Origin of the sequence: Kitasatospora sp. NPDC005856 (assembly GCF_040629945.1) — a bacterium.
Lineage (GTDB): Bacteria > Actinomycetota > Actinomycetes > Streptomycetales > Streptomycetaceae > Kitasatospora.
Window position 1 is genome coordinate 1 of the sequence record NZ_JBEXWT010000065.1, and the last position, 18,074, is coordinate 18,074.

14 protein-coding genes are annotated in these 18,074 nt (G+C 74.0%); 9 read left to right on the forward strand and 5 right to left on the reverse strand.

All coding sequences use genetic code 11. From position 1 onward, the window contains the following. Positions 1–174 precede the first annotated feature (174 nt). The gene (gene pdhA / locus ABZ449_RS30205; protein WP_360352528.1) at positions 175–1,314 is read right to left on the reverse strand and encodes a pyruvate dehydrogenase (acetyl-transferring) E1 component subunit alpha; all 1,140 of its coding nucleotides are present in this window, start codon (positions 1,312–1,314) and stop codon (positions 175–177) included. A gap of 164 nt (positions 1,315–1,478) precedes the next feature. On the opposite strand from pdhA, the gene ABZ449_RS30210 reads away from it, so the two are divergent. After that, positions 1,479–1,925: an Lrp/AsnC family transcriptional regulator gene (locus tag ABZ449_RS30210; protein WP_360352530.1), complete on the forward strand. Its 447-nt coding sequence runs from the start codon at positions 1,479–1,481 to the stop codon at positions 1,923–1,925. Between the two features lie 123 nt (positions 1,926–2,048). On the opposite strand, the gene ABZ449_RS30215 is transcribed toward ABZ449_RS30210, so the two are convergent. After that, positions 2,049–2,633: a TetR/AcrR family transcriptional regulator gene (locus ABZ449_RS30215; RefSeq protein WP_360352532.1), complete on the reverse strand. Its 585-nt coding sequence runs from the start codon at positions 2,631–2,633 to the stop codon at positions 2,049–2,051. 159 nt (positions 2,634–2,792) lie between these two features. Here ABZ449_RS30215 and ABZ449_RS30220 point away from each other — a divergent pair, with 159 nt between their 5' ends. The 3 genes from ABZ449_RS30220 to ABZ449_RS30230 all read left to right on the forward strand — a co-directional run bounded on the left by ABZ449_RS30220 (position 2,793) and on the right by ABZ449_RS30230 (position 7,542). After that, a complete protein-coding gene (locus tag ABZ449_RS30220) occupies positions 2,793–4,031 on the forward strand; it encodes a glycosyltransferase family 39 protein (RefSeq protein WP_360352534.1) in 1,239 nt (412 codons plus the stop codon). A gap of 161 nt (positions 4,032–4,192) precedes the next feature. After that, positions 4,193–5,893, forward strand: coding sequence for a phenylacetic acid degradation protein PaaN (gene paaN, locus ABZ449_RS30225; protein WP_360352536.1), 1,701 nt, complete (start codon positions 4,193–4,195; stop codon positions 5,891–5,893). 158 nt (positions 5,894–6,051) lie between these two features. Continuing rightward, positions 6,052–7,542 carry an FAD-dependent oxidoreductase gene (locus ABZ449_RS30230; RefSeq protein WP_360352538.1) on the forward strand — a complete coding sequence of 497 codons (1,491 nt, stop codon included), beginning with the start codon at positions 6,052–6,054 and terminating at the stop codon, positions 7,540–7,542. 115 nt (positions 7,543–7,657) lie between these two features. Here ABZ449_RS30230 and ABZ449_RS30235 read toward each other — a convergent pair whose 3' ends face one another. Then, entirely contained in the window at positions 7,658–8,224 is a 567-nt protein-coding gene (locus ABZ449_RS30235; protein ID WP_360352540.1) for a CGNR zinc finger domain-containing protein, read from the reverse strand. 256 nt (positions 8,225–8,480) lie between these two features. On the opposite strand from ABZ449_RS30235, the gene ABZ449_RS30240 reads away from it, so the two are divergent. The 5 genes from ABZ449_RS30240 (at position 8,481) to ABZ449_RS30260 (ending at position 15,118) form a co-directional block, all read left to right on the forward strand. Next, a complete protein-coding gene (locus ABZ449_RS30240) occupies positions 8,481–10,637 on the forward strand; it encodes a protease pro-enzyme activation domain-containing protein (protein ID WP_360352542.1) in 2,157 nt (718 codons plus the stop codon). Positions 10,638–10,985: 348 nt separating this feature from the next. Beyond that, complete coding sequence (locus tag ABZ449_RS30245) at positions 10,986–11,993, forward strand: XRE family transcriptional regulator (protein ID WP_360352544.1); 1,008 nt, start codon at positions 10,986–10,988, stop codon at positions 11,991–11,993. A 188-nt stretch (positions 11,994–12,181) separates the two neighbouring features. Beyond that, positions 12,182–12,652: a VOC family protein gene (locus ABZ449_RS30250; protein ID WP_360352546.1), complete on the forward strand. Its 471-nt coding sequence runs from the start codon at positions 12,182–12,184 to the stop codon at positions 12,650–12,652. Positions 12,653–12,673: 21 nt separating this feature from the next. After that, complete coding sequence (locus ABZ449_RS30255; protein WP_360352548.1) at positions 12,674–13,582, forward strand: pyridoxamine 5'-phosphate oxidase family protein; 909 nt, start codon at positions 12,674–12,676, stop codon at positions 13,580–13,582. 213 nt (positions 13,583–13,795) lie between these two features. Beyond that, a complete protein-coding gene (locus ABZ449_RS30260; protein WP_360352550.1) occupies positions 13,796–15,118 on the forward strand; it encodes a peptidoglycan-binding protein in 1,323 nt (440 codons plus the stop codon). A gap of 40 nt (positions 15,119–15,158) precedes the next feature. Here ABZ449_RS30260 and ABZ449_RS30265 read toward each other — a convergent pair whose 3' ends face one another. Both ABZ449_RS30265 and ABZ449_RS30270 read right to left on the reverse strand, forming a co-directional pair. Continuing rightward, positions 15,159–15,911: a TrmH family RNA methyltransferase gene (locus ABZ449_RS30265; RefSeq protein WP_360352552.1), complete on the reverse strand. Its 753-nt coding sequence runs from the start codon at positions 15,909–15,911 to the stop codon at positions 15,159–15,161. Positions 15,912–15,916: 5 nt separating this feature from the next. After that, positions 15,917–18,073 carry an FUSC family protein gene (locus ABZ449_RS30270; protein WP_360352554.1) on the reverse strand — a complete coding sequence of 719 codons (2,157 nt, stop codon included), beginning with the start codon at positions 18,071–18,073 and terminating at the stop codon, positions 15,917–15,919. Position 18,074 lies beyond the last annotated feature (1 nt).

An 18,074-nucleotide genomic window follows, 5' to 3' on the forward strand; every position in this document is an offset into this window, starting at 1 on the left:
CACCGCCGAGCGCGCCGACGTCCTCGCCGAGCACGTGCACCGTCGGGTCCTCGCGCATCGCGTCCCGCAGCGCGGAGTTGAGCGCCTGCGCCATGCTGGCGGTGCGCACCGGAGTGCTGGAGGTGTGCCGCGCAGCGGCTCCGCCAAGGGTGGGGGTGGGTGACGGGTGGGACATCAGTGCTGCACCTCGGCCTCGGCGGCCAGCTCGGCGGACAACTGGGCGGCCTGCTCCCGCAGTTGGGGGGTCGGCTCGGCGTAGACGTGGGCGAACAGGGCCATCGGGTCGAGCTCGGGGTCGGCGTGGAACTGGGCCCGCATCCGGGCCGCCAGCGCCTCCGCCTCGTCGGCCGCCTCCCGCTCCAGCCGGTCGTCCAGCACCCCGAGCCCGCGCAGCGCGCGCTCCATCAGCAGGATCGGGTCGTGCTCGCGCCAGGCGGCGACCTCGGGCTCGGTGCGGTAGCGGGTGGCGTCGTCGGCGTTGGTGTGGGCGTCGATCCGGTAGGTCAGCGCCTCGACCAGCGTCGGGCCGCCGCCGGCCCGGGCCCGCTCGACCGCCTCGGTCAGCACCGCGTGCACGGCGGGCGCGTCGTTGCCGTCCACCAGCCGGCCCGCCATGCCGTAGCCGACGGCCTTGTGGGCCAGGCTCGGCGCGGCGGACTGGGCGCTGAGCGGGACGGAGATCGCGTAGCCGTTGTTCTGCACCAGGAAGACCACGGGGGCGCCCAGCACGGCCGCGAAGTTCAACGCCTCGTGGAAGTCGCCCTCGCTGGTGCCGCCGTCGCCGAGCATCGCCAGGGCGACCACCGGCTCGCCGCGCAGCCGGGCGGCGTGCGCCAGTCCGACGGCGTGCGGGGCCTGGGTGGCGAGCGGGGTGCAGAGCGGGGCGGTACGCGTCGCCCGCGGGTCGTAGCCGGTGTGGGCGCTGCCGCGCAGCAGGGTCAGCGCCTCCAGCGGGTCGACCCCGCGGGAGACCACCGCAAGGGTGTCGCGGTAGCTGGGGAAGAGCCAGTCCTGCTCGCCGAGCGCCAGCGCGGCGGCGACCTGGCAGGCCTCCTGGCCGGTGGACGCCGGGTAGACGGCGAGCCGGCCCTGTTTGGTCAGGGTGGTGGCCTGCTGGTTGTAGCGCCGGCCCACCACCAGGCGGCGGTAGAGCTCGCGCAGCAGGGCCGGATCGTGCTTCTCCAGCGCCGGAGTGCCGAGCGCCCGGACGGGGGACGGGTCCGGGAGGAGCGGCGCCGGGTCGGTGCGGGGGGCGGTGGCCCCGGGCAGCCAACCGGGCACGCTCGTGTGGTGTCTGTGGTCGAGAACGGTCATCTCGGGGCACCTCCAGGGGTGGCGGGGGCTCCCTACCGATTGTTCGGTCGTCTGTTCATCTTGACCAGAAGCGTGACAAGGTGGTGGACATTCGGCCTGTTCGGCGGTCGACTGGTGGCAGTGCGTCCAATCGGTGGGGGTGGGGGGTCATGTCGGCTGAACAGATGTCCAGACTCGACCGGGTCGACCGGGCGATCCTGCGACTGCTGCAGCAGGACGGTCGCGCCTCCATCCGCTCGGTGGCCGAGCGGGTGCACGTGTCCCGGGCCAACGCGTACGCCCGGATCTCCAGGATGGTCGAGGACGGCGTCATTCGCGGCTTCACCGCCAGGGTGGACCACGAACGGGCCGGTCAGGCCGCGTCCGCGTACGTCACCCTGAAGATCGTCCAGAACTCCTGGCGGACGGTGCGCGAGCAGCTGCTGGAGCTGCCCGGAGTGGCGCACATCGCGCTGGTCGGCGGGGACTTCGACGTCCTGCTGCTGGTGCACACCGCCGACAACCAGGCCCTGCGGGAGCTGGTGCTGGGCAGCATCCAGTCCATCCCCCAGGTGCTCGGCACCCGCACCATGCTGGTCTTCGAGGAGACCGACCAGGTGCCGCCGCTCTGACCAGCCGGTCGGCCGGTCAGCACAGACGGTCAGCACAGGACGGTCAGCACAGGCCGGTCGGTCAGTCGGGCAGAGCCGGCCGGTCGGTAGCCACAGGCCGGTCGGTCAGCGCGGGCCGGCCGCTCAGCGCGCCCGCAGCCCGTCGAAGGCCAGGTGGACCACCGCGTCCGCGACCCCGTCCGCGGCCTTGAGCCCCGGCCGGTACCACTCCACGATCGAGTTGATCATCCCGAACAGCAGCCGGGTGGCCAGCCGCGGCTCCACGTCCGCGCGCAGCGCGCCGTCCGCGACCGCCGCCCGCAGCAGCTCGGCCACCTGGTGGTCGAAGTCCCGCCGGCGCTCCAGCGCCCACAGCTCGGTGGCCGTGTTGCCCCGCACCCGCAGCAGCAGCGTCACGTACGGCAGCTCGTCCAGCAGCACCTCGGCGGTGCGCCGCACCACGTGCTCCAGCCGCTCCACCGCCGGGCCCTCGACCGCGGCCGGCTCGGCCAGGATCGCGAACAGCCCGTCCAGCGCCCGCCCGACCGCCAGTCGCAGCAGCTCCTCCTTGCCGCGCACGTGGTGGTAGATGGAGGACTTGGAGATCCCGGCCGCCCGGGACAGGTCCTCCATGGAGGTGCCGTCGTAGCCGCGCTCGTTGAACACGTCGACGGTCACCGCGAGCAGTGACTCCACGGTGTAGGCGGTGCGCGTGGTGTGATCGGCCATCCTCCGAGTATCCCCGGCCGCCTCCCGCGTTACGCGATCGGGTCCGACTGGTCCACACCAACCGGCAGGGGCAGGCCCTAGACTCTCCGGACGATCCGTCCACGTCCAGAGCACTGGGGTCCACGGCTGATGAACGCAATACCGGCAGTCGCCTCCGACATGCCAGAACAGCGCAGCGGGGAGCCGGCGGACACCGCACGCAGCTGGCAGGAGCGCGGCCGCGCCCTGGTGATCCGCTTCGGACCGGCCGTGTGGTGCTACGCGGTGCTGAAGCTGGTCGGTTTCACCGTCTTCATGAAGCTGCTCTCGTTCGCCGGGGACTACGCCAAGAAGCCGGCCCGCTTCGGCGGCGGCGCCAACCCCTGGGACGTGCTGGCCACCTGGGACGGCTGGTGGTACCAGCAGGTGGCGCAGTTCGGCTACCACCCGGCGCTCGTCCCGATCCCCAACGGCACGCTCGGCTACACCATCGAGCAGAACTCGGCCGCCTTCTTCCCGCTCTACCCGGGCCTGATGCGGATGGTCTCGGAGGTGACCGGCCTCGGCCTGTACGGCGCCGGGATGCTGGTCTCCGTGGTGTCCTCGCTGTTCGCCGCGGCCGGCATCTACGCCGTGGTGGAGAAGCTCACCGGCGACGCGCGCTCGGGCGTGATCGCGGCCGGCCTGTGGGCGATCGTCCCGGGTTCGGGCGCCGAGTGGGCCGTCTACTCGGACTCGCTGTTCGTCGCGCTGGCCGCCTGGGCCTGCTACTGCGTGATGACCAAGCAGTGGATCGCGGCCGGGGCGATCGCCCTGGTCGCCGGGCTCAACCGGCCCACCGCCGCGGCCCTGATCGGCGCCGTCGGCCTGGCCGCGATCGTCGAGCTGTACCGCCGGGAGAGCGGCGTCCTGCGCCCGCTGACCGCGATGGTGCTGGCCCCGGTCGGCCTGCTCGGCTACGTCGGCTGGGTGGGCTGGCGGACCGGCGAGTGGGGCGGCTACTTCCGGATCCAGCGCGACGCCTGGATGCACTACTTCGACTGGGGCCAGGGCACCTGGCACGCGATCCGCGGGGTGATGCTGGGCCGCAGCGACTACCCGTACGGCTTCCCGGCACCGGACCTCCTCGCCACCCTGATCGTGTTCAGCCTGCCGGTGCTGATCGTGCTGCTGTTCCGGCTGCGCCCGCCGCTGGTGCTGACCGCCTACACCCTGGCCACGATCGTCTCGGTGCTCGGCAGCCTCGGCATCTTCGGCAACGTCTCGCGCTACCTGATGCCCGTGTTCCCGCTGTTCATCGCGCTGGCGGTGGCGATGCGCAAGCTGAGCCTGCCGGTGCTGGCCACCGTCCTGGGCACCGGAGCCGTCGCCTCCGGCTGGTACGCCGGGTACCTCATCTTCGAGCTCGGCGTGCCGTAGACCGGAACCACCCGATGCCACCGGGGGGCGCGTCCACGACGGACGCGCCCCCCGTGCTTTTCCCCGGATTCCCCCACTGCACCCCCTTGAGCCGACCGATCGTTCGGTTACTCTGTGACGTGTCCCGTCCTGCTTTTCGAGGCCCTCCGAGGAGCGCACAGATGTCCGCAGCGGTCACCCACCCCCTCGTCAGCGAGCTGGTCGAGCGCCACCAGGCCACCCTGGACGCCGCGCTCGCCGCCGCCGCCGAGCGCGACTACTGGTCGCCCTACCCCGAGTTCCCGAAGGCGTACGGCGAGAGCGGCCCGGCGGACGGCAAGGCCGCCTTCGACGCCCTGCTCGGCAAGCCCTTCACCCTCGACGGCCACCCCACCGACGGCGACCAGGTCGGCGGCGAGGCCTCCCCGTACGGCGTCGAGCTGGGCATCACCTACCCGCACGCCGCCCCGGACGCGCTGATCGCCGCGCTCACCGCCGCCCGCCCCGGCTGGGCCGCCGCCACCCCGCTGGAGCGCGCCGCCGTCTGCCTGGAGATCCTGCACCGGATCAACGCCCGCTCCCACGAGTTCGCCCAGGCCGTCATGCACACCACCGGCCAGGCCTACGGCATGGCCTTCCAGGCCGGCGGCCCGCACGCCCAGGACCGCGGCCTGGAGGCCGTCGCCTACGCCTACGCCGAGCAGACCCGGCTGCCGCGGCAGGCCGGCTGGACCAAGCCGCAGGGCAAGCGCGACCCGCTGGTGATGACCAAGGAGTTCACCGTCGTCCCGCGCGGCCTCGCGCTGCTGATCGGCTGCAACACCTTCCCCACCTGGAACGGCTACCCGGGCCTGTTCGCCTCGCTGGCCACCGGCAACCCGGTGCTGGTCAAGCCGCACCCGCGGGCCGTGCTGCCGCTGGCGCTGACCGTGCGGATCGCCCGCGAGGTGCTCGCCGAGGCCGGCTTCGACCCCAACCTGGTCTGCCTGGCCGCCGAGCACGAGGGCGGCACCGTCGCCCAGGCGCTCGCCGTCCGCCCGGAGATCAAGCTGATCGACTACACCGGCTCCACCGCCTTCGGCGACTGGCTGGAGGAGCACGCCAAGCAGGCGCAGGTGTACACCGAGAAGGCCGGCGTCAACGCGGTGGTGATCGACTCCACCGACGACTACAAGGGCATGCTGGGCAACCTCGCCTTCGCGCTCTCGCTCTACAGCGGCCAGATGTGCACCACCCCGCAGAACGTGCTGATCCCGCGCGGCGGCATCACCACCGACCAGGGCGACAAGTCCTACGACCAGGTGGTCACCGACCTGGCCGGCGCCATCGAGGGCCTGCTGTCCGACGACACCCGCGCCGCGGCGATCCTCGGCGCCGTGGTCAACCCCGGAGTGCTGCAGCGCTCGGCCGCCGCGGCCGGCGGCGAGTACGGCGAACTCGCCCTCGCCCCGCGCACGGTGACCTCGCCGGACTTCCCCGGCGCGACCGTCCGAACCCCCGCACTGGTCAAGCTCGACGCCGACAAGCCGGACGACCGCGCCGTCTTCCGCAGCGAGTGCTTCGGCCCGGTCTCCTTCGCCGTCGCCGTCGAGTCCAGCGCCGCCGCGGTCGAGTTGCTGCGCACCACGGTCCGCGAGAAGGGCGCCATGACCGCCTCCGGCTACACCACCTCGCCCGAGGTGGAGGCACTGCTGGTCGAGGCCGCGCTGGACTCCGGCGTCTCGCTCTCGCTCAACCTCACCGGCGGGGTCTACCCCAACCAGACCGCCGCCTTCTCCGACCTCCACGGCACCGGCGCCAACCCGGCCGCCAACTCCGCCTACTGCGACGGCGCTTTCGTCGCCAACCGGTTCCGCACCGTGGAGATCCGCCGGCACGCCTGAGCCGTCCGATCCCCGCCCGGAGACGGGCCCGAGGCCCCGGCGGTCACCCACCGCCGGGGCCCGGCGGTTCACAGCCCCGACGGCGCCCGCGATGATGGAGGCTGGGAGAACGCCGGGAACGGCGTCCGACCGCCCTCCGAGGAACGGGAGCTGCATCCATGGCCGTGAAGCCGACGACCGAAACCGACGTCCTGATCGTCGGTGCCGGACCGACCGGACTGCTGCTGGCAGGCGACCTCGCCGCCGCCGGAGTCGGCGTCACCGTGCTGGAGAAGCGGGCCGCCGAGTCCAACCTCACCCGGGCCTTCGCCGTGCACGCCCGCAGCCTGGAACTGCTGGACGCCCGGGGCCTGGCCGAGGAGCTGATCGCCACCGGCCGTCCGCTCTCCGAGCTGAGGATGTTCGACCGCTTCGGCGTCGACCTCGCCTCGCTGCCCACCCGCTTCCCGTTCGTCCTGATCACCCCGCAGTACAACGTCGAGCGGCTGCTGCTGGAGCGCGCGGAGCAGGCCGGTGCGACCGTGCTGCGCGGCGCCGAGGTCACCGGGCTGCGGCAGGACGCCGAGGGCGTCACGCTGGAGACCCGGGACGGGCGGAGCCACCGCGCCGCGTACGCCGTCGCCACCGACGGCGCCCACTCCACCGTCCGCGACCTGCTGGGCATCCCGTTCCCCGGGGAGTCGGTGGTCGACTCGGTGGTGCTGGCCGACGTCCGGCTCGACCGCGAGCCCGCCCAGGCGATCACCGTCGGCGCCAACCAGGCCGGCTTCGCCTTCATCGCCCCGTTCGGCGACGGCTGGTTCCGGATCATCGCCTGGGATCGCGAGGAGCGGTACCCCGACGGCACCACCCCCACCACCGAGCAGCTCACCGCCCTCACCCGGGCCATCCTCGGCGAGGACTACGGCCTGCACGAGGTGCGCTGGAGCTCCACCTTCCACAGCGACGAGCGCCAGGCCCCCAACTACCGCTCCGGCCGGGTCTTCCTGGCCGGCGACGCCGCGCACTGCCACTCCCCGGCCGGCGGCCAGGGCATGAACACCGGCCTCCAGGACGCCGCCAACCTGTCCTGGAAGCTCGCCGCCGCGCTCCGGGGCCACGCCACCGACGCCCTGCTGGACACCTACCAGACCGAGCGGCACCCGGTCGGGAAGACGGTCCTGCGCACCTCCGGCGCGCTGATCCGGCTGGCGCTCGCCGAGTCCGCCCCCACCCGCGCCCTGCGCGGGGCGCTCACCGCGCTGGGCAGCCACCTCGACCCGGTCACCGAGCGCGGCGCCAGGCTGGTCTCCGGCATCGGCATCTCCTACCCCGCTCCCAAGGACGCCCACCCGCAGACCGGCAAGCGCGTCCCGGACCTGCGGCTGACCGCCCTGAGCAAGCCCGTCGAGGGCGCCCCGGCCGCTCCCGAGCGGCTCTACGAGGCGCTGCGCGCCGGGAAGTTCGTCCTGGTCAGCAATGACGAGCTGGCCGCCGCCGAGCCCTGGGCCGACCGCATGGTCTCCGCCGCCCCCGCCGACCCGCACGGCAAGCTGCGCGACACCGTCCTGCTGATCCGTCCGGACGGCTACGTCGCCTGGGCGGCCGTCGACCCCGGCCAGGGAGAGCTCCGCGCCGCCCTCGCCGACTGGCTCGGCACCCCGGCCTGACACCCCACCGGGCGGGCGCCCGACCCACCGCGCGCCCGCCCGCACACCCCGGCCCGCCGCTCCGTCACCGCCCAGCCCGCGCAGCGGCCCCTCCCACCGCCGGTCGGCCCGGGGCTCAGCCCCGGGCCTTCACATAGTGCCGCGCCGCCTTCGCCCGGTTCCCGCACACCGCCATCCGGCACCAGCGCCGGCGGCCGTTCTGCGAGGTGTCGAAGAAGTACAGGATGCACGCCTCGTGCGCGCACTGCTTGATCCGCTGGGCCCCCCGCTCCAGCAGGTCCAGGAAGTCGTCCGCCGCCAGCCAGGAGGCGAGCCACTCGGGCCGGTCCACCTCGACGTGCTCGGTCGGCCCCTGCCGGCCGAGCTCGCGGCGCAGCCGCCCGTGCCGCAGCACACCGTTCAGCCGGGCCACCGCCTCGGCGCCCAACTCGCCCTGCCCGCACAGTTCCCGGACGGCTCCGGCGATCACCTCACGGGTCTCCCGCAGGGCGGACAGCCCCGGCTCCGAGGCCCGGCAGCGGTCCGCGAGGCCGGCCGACGACAGCCATATCCCGTAGCCGTCCGGTTCGGCGAGCAGGTCGTTGACGGGCGTTCCGGCCCAGCGGGTGTTGAGCAGGTCGAGCGCGAGCGGCTCGCCGATCAGCGGTCGCGGGTCCCTCGGATCCGGCTGCACGTCAGTCATCGCCCTCCCTCTGCTCGGCCCGATTCTACGGCCGCCCCCTCAGCCCGAACCGGTCTGGACCGGTGCCGGAACCGCGGCCATTCACCGTATGGAACCACCGGGTTTCCCACTCTCCACACTTGACTGTTTTTTAGCAACGAATTGCCAGGCCATGAGCCACTTCGCACACGAGTTCTGTCATGTTCGAGCCAGCGTTCTCGACCCCCTGAACGCCTGGCCCCTTGCCGGCCCCCACAGCCGGCCAGAGGAGGATCCGTTGCGTCCCCGCTCCCTTGCCCTCGCCGCGGCGATAGCCGTGCTGCCGCTGACCGCCGTCTCGCTCGGTGTCTCCACCGCGCAGGCCGCCACGCCCAACGCCACGCCGCGCGTCGCCCTGCCGAACACCGTGAACCCCGCGGTGGCCCACTCGGAGAAGAAGGGTGACGTCCCGGCCGAGCAGCAGATCGCGGTGTCCGTCAGCCTGAAGCTGCGTGACTCCGACGCGCTGGACCGCTTCCTCGCCGCCGTCGCCACCCCGGGCACCCCGGAGTTCGGCACGTACCTGACGCCGGAGCAGTTCACCGCGCGGTTCGGCCCGACCCAGGCCGCCGTGGACCAGGTCAGGACGTACCTGACCCAGCAGGGCCTGACCGTCACCGAGGTGAGCGCCAACCGCCAGAGCGTCAGCGCCCACGGCACCGCCGCGCAGATCTCGCAGGCCTTCGGCACCCACGAGAGCGCGTACGTCGACCCGCAGATGCAGCGCTCGTTCTTCGCCAACGACGCCGCCGCCTCGATCCCGTCCGACCTGGCCGCCGTGGTCCAGGGCGTCAGCGGCCTGGACGACCACCCGGTCCGCAAGACCCACCTGGTCAAGCCGGGCTCGCTCAGCCCGAACGCCGCCACCGCGACCCCGAGCGGCACCTCCCCGGCCCAGTACACCGGCGCCTACAACCTGAACAGGACCGGCGCGGACGGCACCGGCGTCACCGTCGCCCTCTGGGAGTTCGACGGCTACAGCAAGACCAACCTGACCACCTACGACTCGCAGTACGGCCTGACCGGCCCGGCCGTCTCCACCGTCTCGGTGGACGGCGCCAACTACGACTCGAAGCCCGGCGAGGGCCAGGGCGAGGTCGAGCTGGACAGCGAGATCGTGCGCGGCGCGGCGCCCAAGGCCACCCAACTGATCTACGAGGCCCCCAACAGCGACCAGGGCGAGATCGACATGGCCAACAAGATCGTGGCCGACAACAAGGCCTCGGTCATCTCGATCTCCTGGGGCTCCTGCGAGCCGGACACCACCCCGGCCTCGATGACCGCGGTCGACAACGCCTTCAAGCAGGCCGCCGCCCAGGGCATCTCGATCTTCTCCGCCTCCGGTGACGACGGCTCCCGCGACTGCACCCGCTCCACCAGCGGCTCCACCGTCAAGGCGGTCGACTTCCCGGCCTCCAGCCCGCACCAGACCGGCGTCGGCGGCACCAACCTCAAGGTCTCCAGCAGCAACACCTACTCCTCGGAGAGCGCCTGGAGCACCGCCGGCGGCGGCGTCTCCACCGTCTTCGCCAAGCCGAGCTGGCAGACCGGCACCGGCGTCAGCGGCACCATGCGCACCGTCCCGGACGTCTCCTCCAACGCCGACCCGGCCAGCGGCTTCGCGATCTACACGGCCGGCGGCTGGCAGGTCTACGGCGGCACCAGCGCGGCCGCGCCGCTCTGGTCGGGCTACGCCGCCCAGTTCAACCAGAAGGCCAAGGCCGCCGGGCAGCCGGTCCTCGGCGAGGCGAGCCCGCGGCTGTACGCGGTCGCGAACAGCGGCAGCTACGGCAGCACCTTCCACGACGTGACCACCGGCTCCAACCAGGACTTCCCCGCGAAGGCCGGCTACGACCAGGTCACCGGCTGGGGCTCCCCGGTCGCCGACGCGCTGACCACCGCCCTGCTGGGCGGCGGCACCACCCCGCCGTCCGGCGGCTGCACCGCCGCCCAGCTCGTCACCAACGGCGGCTTCGAGACCGGCACCGCCTCCCCGTGGACCGCCTCCAGCGGCGTGGTCGACAACAGCTCCTCCCAGGCGGCCCACTCGGGCAGCTGGAAGGCCTGGATGAACGGCTACGGCTCGGCCCACACCGACACCGTGTCGCAGACCGTCTCGATCCCGGCCGGCTGCGCCTCCGCCAAGCTGACCTTCTGGCTGCACATCGACACCGCGGAGACCGGCACCACCGCGTACGACAAGCTGACCGTCCAGGCCAACAGCACCACGCTGGCGACCTACTCCAACGTGAACGCCGCCGCCGGGTACGTGCAGCGCACCCTGGACCTGACCTCCTTCGCCGGCCAGACCGTGACCATCAAGTTCACCGGCACCGAGGACTCGTCCCAGCAGACCAGCTTCGTGATCGACGACGTCGCCCTGAACGTCGGCTGATCACCGGCCCGGCCGGGCACCGGCCCGGCTGATCACCATCCGGACTGATCACCAGCCGGCCGCACCACCGAACCCCCGCCGGGGCGGAGCCGTCAGGGCCCGCCCCGGCGGTGTCCGTACGGGCCCGCCCACCACGGTGGGCGGGCCCGGAACCGCGACCGGTGTTTCCGGACTGTTTCAAGATCGATAACCCTTCGGTTCACCTGCCGTGACCACTGTCATACGCACGACTGATGACGTAGCCTCTCGACCGTGCATAGGGTTCCCCCAAGCTCGGTGAAGCCGCTGGCGGCGCGCCCCGGCGCCGACCCGGTCCCACCGAACTCACCTGGTGGGGAGGGTCACCGCATGGCCGCACAACAGCCTCAGGACGCCGCGCGTCTGCGGCTGGTCGGGTCGCACACGGAGCGCCCCGGACCGGCTCCCGCCACCGTCCCCGCCCCGTCGCCCGGCCGGCTCGCCCCCGTCGGCGGCTTCGCGGACACCCTGCACCTGGCCATCGAGGCCAGCGGCCTCAGCCTGGACCGCATCCGCGCCGCCCTCGCCGCCCGCGGGGTCAGGGTCAGCGTCACCACCCTGAGTTACTGGCGGCGCGGCCGCAGCCAGCCCGAGCGGGCCAGCTCGCTGCGCGCCGTCCACCTGCTGGAGGAGCTGCTCGGCCTGCCGCACAGCGCGCTCTCCTCGCTGCTCGGCCCGCCGCGCCCGCGCGGCCGCTGGGCCGCCGCGGCCACCACCAGCCACCTCGGGCTGGAGGACGTCTGGCCGGGCGAGCAGGAGATCGCCAACATCTTCGCCGAGCTGGACGCCCCGCCGGCCGGCGAGCTGGAGCGGCTGAGCATCCACGACTCCTACTACGTGGACGCCGAGCGGCGCGGCAACCTGCTGCGGATGCGCCAGGTGGTGCGCGCCACGGTCGGCGGCGTCGGCCGCTGCCTGGTGGTGCACATGGCCGACGAGGAGGCGGCCGGCTGCCCCGAGATCACCTCGGTGCGGCACGGCCGGCTGGGCCGGGTGCGCCGCCGCCCCGAGGCCGGGCTGATCGTCGGCGAGCTGATGCTGGACCGCCCGCTCGGCCTCGGCGACAGCACGGTCTTCGAGTACGAGGTGGAGATCCCGCCCGGCGGCCCGACCATGGAGTACAGCCGCCGCTTCGCCTCCCCGGTGCGCGAGTACGTGCTCCAGGTGCACTTCGACCCGGCGGCCGTCCCGGCGCACTGCGAGCGCTACGACCGCGAGCCGGGCGCCGACGTCGACCACCGCCGCGAGCAGCTGTGGATCGGCGCCTCGGCGAGCGCCCACGTCCTGGCCCCGGACCAGCAGCCGGGCCACATCGGCATCCGCTGGGAGTGGGCCTGACCCTTCCCCTGCCCAGCCCCGTCGGGACCATCAGGCCCCGGCGGGGCTCTCGCGTTCCCGCCCCCGGAAAAACCTAACCCCTCCCACGCCTTGAACCGGTTGACGGTGCATCACCTAACTTCTACTCTCGTGAGTACCGGTTAGGCAGCAGCCTCGTCGGACGCCGACCCCTCCGGGAGTGACCAGGCATGTCCACCACCACCCAGCTCCGCACCCTGCAGACCGGCCACGTGGGACTGAACGTCACCGACCTGGCCCGCTCGCTCGACTTCTACCGCACCGTCTTCGGCCTGGAGGTCACCGCCGAAGGCACCGACCCCGAGCGCCGCTACGCCCTGCTCGGCCGGGACGGCCGCCTGGTGGTGACGCTCTGGCAGCAGAGCGAGGGCACCTTCGCCACCACCGGCCCGGGCCTGCACCACCTCTCCTTCGAGGTCGAGAGCCTCGAGGAGGTCCGCGCCACCGAGCGGCTGCTGCGCGAGCTCGGCGCCGGGTTCGCCTACGACGGCGTCGTCCCGCACAGCGAGGGCTCGGCCTCCGGCGGCATCTTCTTCACCGACCCGGACGGCATCCGGCTGGAGGTCTACACCCGCGGCGGCGTGGACGGGACCGAGGCCGCCGCCCCTCACACCGACGCCCCGACCTGCGGCTTCTTCTAGAACACCGCCGGGGAGCCGACCATGACCACCAGCACGCCGTACCACCCCGGCGAACGGACCGCCCAGGCCCGGGCCGGCCGGACGGACCGCGCCGACCACGCCGGCCGGTCGATCCGCAGCACCGTCCCGGCGGTCGCCGCCCGCTTCCTGACCGAACGCCGGATGCTGGTCATCGGCGCCGAGGACCGGAACGGCCGGGTCTGGGCCACCCAGCTGGCCGGCCCGGCCGGCTTCCTCTCCGCCCCGGACGAACGCACCCTGGCCGTCGCCGCCCTCCCGGCCGGGGACGACCCGCTGGCCGGGGCACTGGAGCGCCCGGCCCGGGTCGGCACCATCGCCCTGGACCCGGCCGGCCGGCGCCGGATGCGGCTCAACGGCCGCTCCGTCCCGGACGGCCGCGGCGGGCTGCTGGTGCACGCCGAGGAGGTGGTCGCCAACTGCCCGAAGTACATCCAGCGCCGCACCCCGACGGACCGACCGGCCGCCGGCCCGCCCCGCGCGGTCGCCACCGGCCCGGTGCTGACCACCGCGCAGCGCCTGGCGGTGGCCACCGCGGACACCTTCTTCATCGCCACCACCGGCCCGGACGGCAGCGTGGACGCCTCCCACCGCGGCGGCTTCCCCGGCTTCCTGGAGCCGGTGGCGCCGGACCGGCTGCGCTGGCCGGAGTACGCGGGCAACAGCATGTTCCTGACGCTCGGGAACCTGGAGCTGGACCCGCGCGCCGGCCTGCTGCTGCCGGACTGGGAGACCGGCGGGGCGCTGCTGGTGACCGGCGAGGCCCGCACCGACTGGTCCGAGGAGGCCCGGCGGGGCGTCCCGGGTGCCGAACGGACCGTCGAACTGACCGTCACCGGCGTCGTCGAGCTGGTCGACGCCACCCCGCTCGGCTGGACCGACCCGGAGTACTCGCCCGCCCTTCCCCGCTGACGGCGCCCCGCGCCTCGTCCTTCCTACCCGCTCCCGCCCACCCGCGCCACGCCCGGAGTCCGAACGGGTCTCACTCGTTCGGACCATCCCACCGTGACGCATTCCGTCCGCTTTGGGACCTTGGTCCCGGTAACACGCGGAATCGGGCCGGGAAGGCCACTCCTGTCCCGCCGTCAGGCGGCGACCCGGAAGACCGCAGGAAAGAGGCGGAGCATGACCCTGACCGACCCCCTGTCCCCGCTCATCGAGTTCGACGACGTCGAACCGGCGGAGGACTGCATATGCGGGGGCTGCAGCGCCCGCCGACGCGCCCGGCGGCACGCCGCGCCGGTCCACGAGGGCGGCCACGCCGCCGCCCGCAGCGTCCGCCGCCGGGCCGCCGTCCTGATGGCCGCCGTGGGCACCGCGATAGGCGGCGGGACGGCCGCCGCCACCGCGGCCCCCGCCCCCACCCCGGGCGGCAACAGCTCCACCCGGTCGCAGACCCCCCAGGGCGAGGTCAGCGGCCTCCACGGCCGGAACTCCGGCGCCCGCTCCTTCGCCGCCCCGCAGACCGCCGCGGCGCCGGTCACCCGGGCCCAGATCATCCAGCGCGCCCAGACCTGGGTCGACCAGGGCGTGCCGTACAGCATGAGCCGCTACTGGTCGGACGGCTACCGCCAGGACTGCTCCGGCTTCGTCTCGATGGCCTGGGGCCTGGGCAGCAGCCAGACCACCTGGACCCTGCCCGACTTCGCGGAGCGGATCGCCAAGAACGACCTCCAGCCCGGCGACGTCCTGATCTACAACAACCCGGCCAACCCGCAGGCCGGGTCGCACGTGACGATCTTCGGCGGCTGGACCGACTCCTCCCGCACCAAGTACGTCGCCTACGAGCAGACCGGCCCTTCCACCCGGAAGCGCTCGACCCCGTACGCGTACTGGAACAACTCCGGCGGCTACGTCCCGTACCGCTACACCGGGCTCTCCGCCGGCAGCAACGACGGCGGCGGCACCTCCGCGACCGCCTTCCCCGGCACCACCAGGTTCGGCCCCGGGGCCGACAACGCGTACGTCACCAGGCTCGGCCAGATGCTGGTGCAGCGCGGCGGCGCCGCGTTCTACTCCGAGGGCCCCGGACCGCGCTGGGGCGAAGCCGACCGCAAGGCCACCCAGGCCTTCCAGCAGGCCCAGGGCTGGCGCGGCAGCGAGGCCGACGGCATCCCCGGCAAGGACACCTGGGACTACCTGGTCAACGGCAAGGGCCGCAACATCGACGGCGGCAACCGGCTGCCGCCCCCGCCGCCCGCCGGCGACGGCTCCGCCTTCCCCGGCGCGCGGTACTTCGGCCCCGGCCAGAACAACGACCACGTCCGCCGGCTCGGCGAACAGCTGGTCCGCAAGGGCTTCGGCGGCTCGTACGGCGTCGGCCCCGGCACCCGCTGGACGGAGAGCGACCGCCGGGCCGTCCAGGCCTTCCAGCAGGCCCAGGGCTGGCGCGGCAGCGAGGCCGACGGCTACCCGGGCCCCGACACCTGGCGCCGGCTCTTCTCCTGACGGCCCGCCCGAGGCGCGGCGCCCACCCGGGCACCGCGCCTCAGCGCTTCCCCGACATCCAGTGGAAGAGGCCCATCCCCACGCTGGTCGCCAGGTTGAAGCTGGACACCCCGGGCTGCATCGGCACCGCCACCAGGTGATCCGCGCGCGCCTTGAGCTCCGGCGACACCCCGTGCCGCTCGGTGCCGAAGACCAGCAGCGCCTCGTCCGGGAACGGCACGTCCCGGATGTCCGCCCCCTCCGGGTCCAGCACGTACAGGGGCCCGTCCGGCAGTTCCTCCGGGCCCAACCGCTCGACCGCGGTCGCGAAGTGCAGTCCCGCACTGCCCCGCAGCACGTTCGGGTGCCACGGGTCCAGGTCCCCGGTCGTCACCACCCCGGTGGCGCCGAACCCCGCCGCCAGCCGGATCACCGCCCCGACGTTCCCCAGGTTGCGCGGATTCTCCAGCACCACCACCGGCGCCCGCCGCGGCCGACGGGCCAGCACGGCCCGGTTCGCCGCCACCCCGGGCCGCCCCGCCAGCGCGGCCACCCCGGTCGGGTGCAACCGCGGCACCAGCCCGCGCAGCGCCTCCTCCGGCACCTCCACCGCGAGCCCCTCCAGCGCCGGCACGACATCCGGCGCCAACTCACCGGCCAAGGCCAGCAGGGCCCCCCGGTCGGCGGTCAGCACCCGCCGCACCTCACCGCCGAACCGCAGCGCGTGCTTCAGCGCGTGGAACCCGTCCAGCAGCACCGCCCCCGGCTCCCGCTCGGCCACCCGCCACGCCCGCACCAGCCCGTCCTCGTCCATGCCGTTCACTCTGCCACCCGCTCCGCGACCGGCCCCCCACCCTCCCGGGAGACCCCCTCCCCGGAGGACCCCCGCAAGGCCCGCTCCAGATCCCGCAGAGCCTGCCCCACCAACCGGGTCCCCGCCCGCACCACATCCCGCTGCACCCCCGCCGGCGCCCCCGCCAACCCCTCCTCCAACCACACCTGCGCGTCCCGCACCGCCCCGAACTCCACCGCCCGCCCCGTCAGCATCGCCGCCGCCGCGAGCGCCGTCGCCAGCCGCAGCTCCTCCGCGTACGCCTTCGTCCCCGGCACCGGTTCCGCGTCCCCCGCCGGCAGATGGGCCTCCAGCAGCACCGCCGCCCGCCCGAGGGCCCCCACCGCCGCCCGGGCCCGGTCGATCTGGCGCCGGCTCACCCCGGCCAGTCCGGACTCGTGCCGCCCCGGTTCGGCGTCGGCCCGCTGCATCGCCTGGAGCAGCTCGGAGCGCGCCTCCCGCGAGTCCAGCAGCGCGCTCCGCACCACCCGCCCGCGCGACGCCGCCGGCTCCTCGTAGCAGGCGATCACCGCCCCCGCGTACCGTCCGGCGGCCGCCAGCCACTCGGCGAGCCGTTCGCCGAGCCGGGCGGTCTGCCAGGTCGGGAACAGCGCGTACGTGACGAGCGCGATCGATCCGCCGAGCAGGGTGAGCCCGACCCGTTCGACGGCCGTCACCAGCGGGTTCCCCTCCTGCAGCCCCAGCAGGAACACCACGTACGTGGAGATCCCGACCGTGGTGAGCGCGTACCCGGTGCGGAACGCCAGGTACGACCCGCCGATGCAGACCACCGCCAGCGCGGCCAGCACCCACTCCCCGGGATGGACCAGCTGCACCACCAGCGTCGAGACGGCGACCCCGACCACCGTTCCGGCCAGCCGGGCGACGCCCCGGCTGTAGGTCTGGGCGAAGTCCGGCCGCATCACCATCGCGGCGGTCATCGGCGCCCAGTACCCGTGGTGGAACCCGGCGAGCCGGGCCAGCAGGTAGGCGACGGTGACCACGCCGGTCAGCCGGACGGCGTGCTGGAAGATCGCCGAGCGCGGCTGCAGCTGCCGCCGGACGGCCCGCGCCGCGACCGGCAGCATCCGGGCGATGGTCGGCTTGTGCAGCGCCCCGCCGGCCCCGATCACGGGCGTGGTGATGGTGTCCTCGTCGTTGCGGTCCAGGGTGTCCGCGGCCTTCCGCAGCAGCCCGCCGAGACGCCGGGCGGAGCGCCGGGCCGCCCCCTGGAGCCGCGGCCCCTCGTCCGAGCCGACCAGGGTGAGCGAGGGCGCGGAGCGGGGGAGCCGGACGGGGTCGCCGCTGCGGATCGCCCGGGCGAGGGCGTCCATGACCTCGGCGGCGGCGGCCAGCACCTCCCGGGCCCGGTCCCGTCCCGGCCCTTCCTCGGGGGCGCCCACCTTGGGGTCGGCGAGTGCGGCGAGGGTGGGCCGGATGCGTTCGGCGATGCCGCGCAGTCCGCGCAGCTCCGGCGGCCGGTGCCGGTCCTGCCAGGGGGTGAGGGCGGCGGCGTGGCGGGCCGTCATGAACGGTTCCGGGTCCACGTGCGCGGTCGGGTCCTGCCGCAACCGCCGGGCGTAGTCGGCGAGTTCGGCGTAGGTGTCGGCGAGGGCCTCGCGCTGGGCGCTCCAGCTGCCGATCGGCCAGACGGTGATGACGGTGGCCTGGACGACTCCGCCGAACGCGGCGACGAGCCCGTGGCCGAGCGCGGTGGCCGCGCTGACCGGGAGCTGGACGACGATCAGCATCACCGAGACGGTGTTGGTGGCGACCACCCCGGCGGTGGGCCCGATCGCCCAGGCCAGCCCGGCACCGAAGGCCCAGACCGCGAGCAGCACCGGGAACAGCCCGGTGACGCCGGCGGCCAGGTAGCCGAGGAAGGTGCTGATGCCGAGTCCGGCCCCGGCCGCGACGGCGAGGCTGGCCCGGGGCCGGAAGCTGCGCTGGAAGGTGGCCGAGCCGGCGATGAACGCGCCCATCGCGGCCGAGGTGGCGAGCGCGGCCCCGCCGAGCGCGAGGGTCGGGAAGAGCACCAGCGCCACCGCGACGGCCCCGCGCAGCGCCCGCTTGGGGTCGGTGAGCGCCCGGTCCAGGGTGAGCCCGGTCCGCGCGGTGTCACGAAGTGCGGCGAACCAGGACATA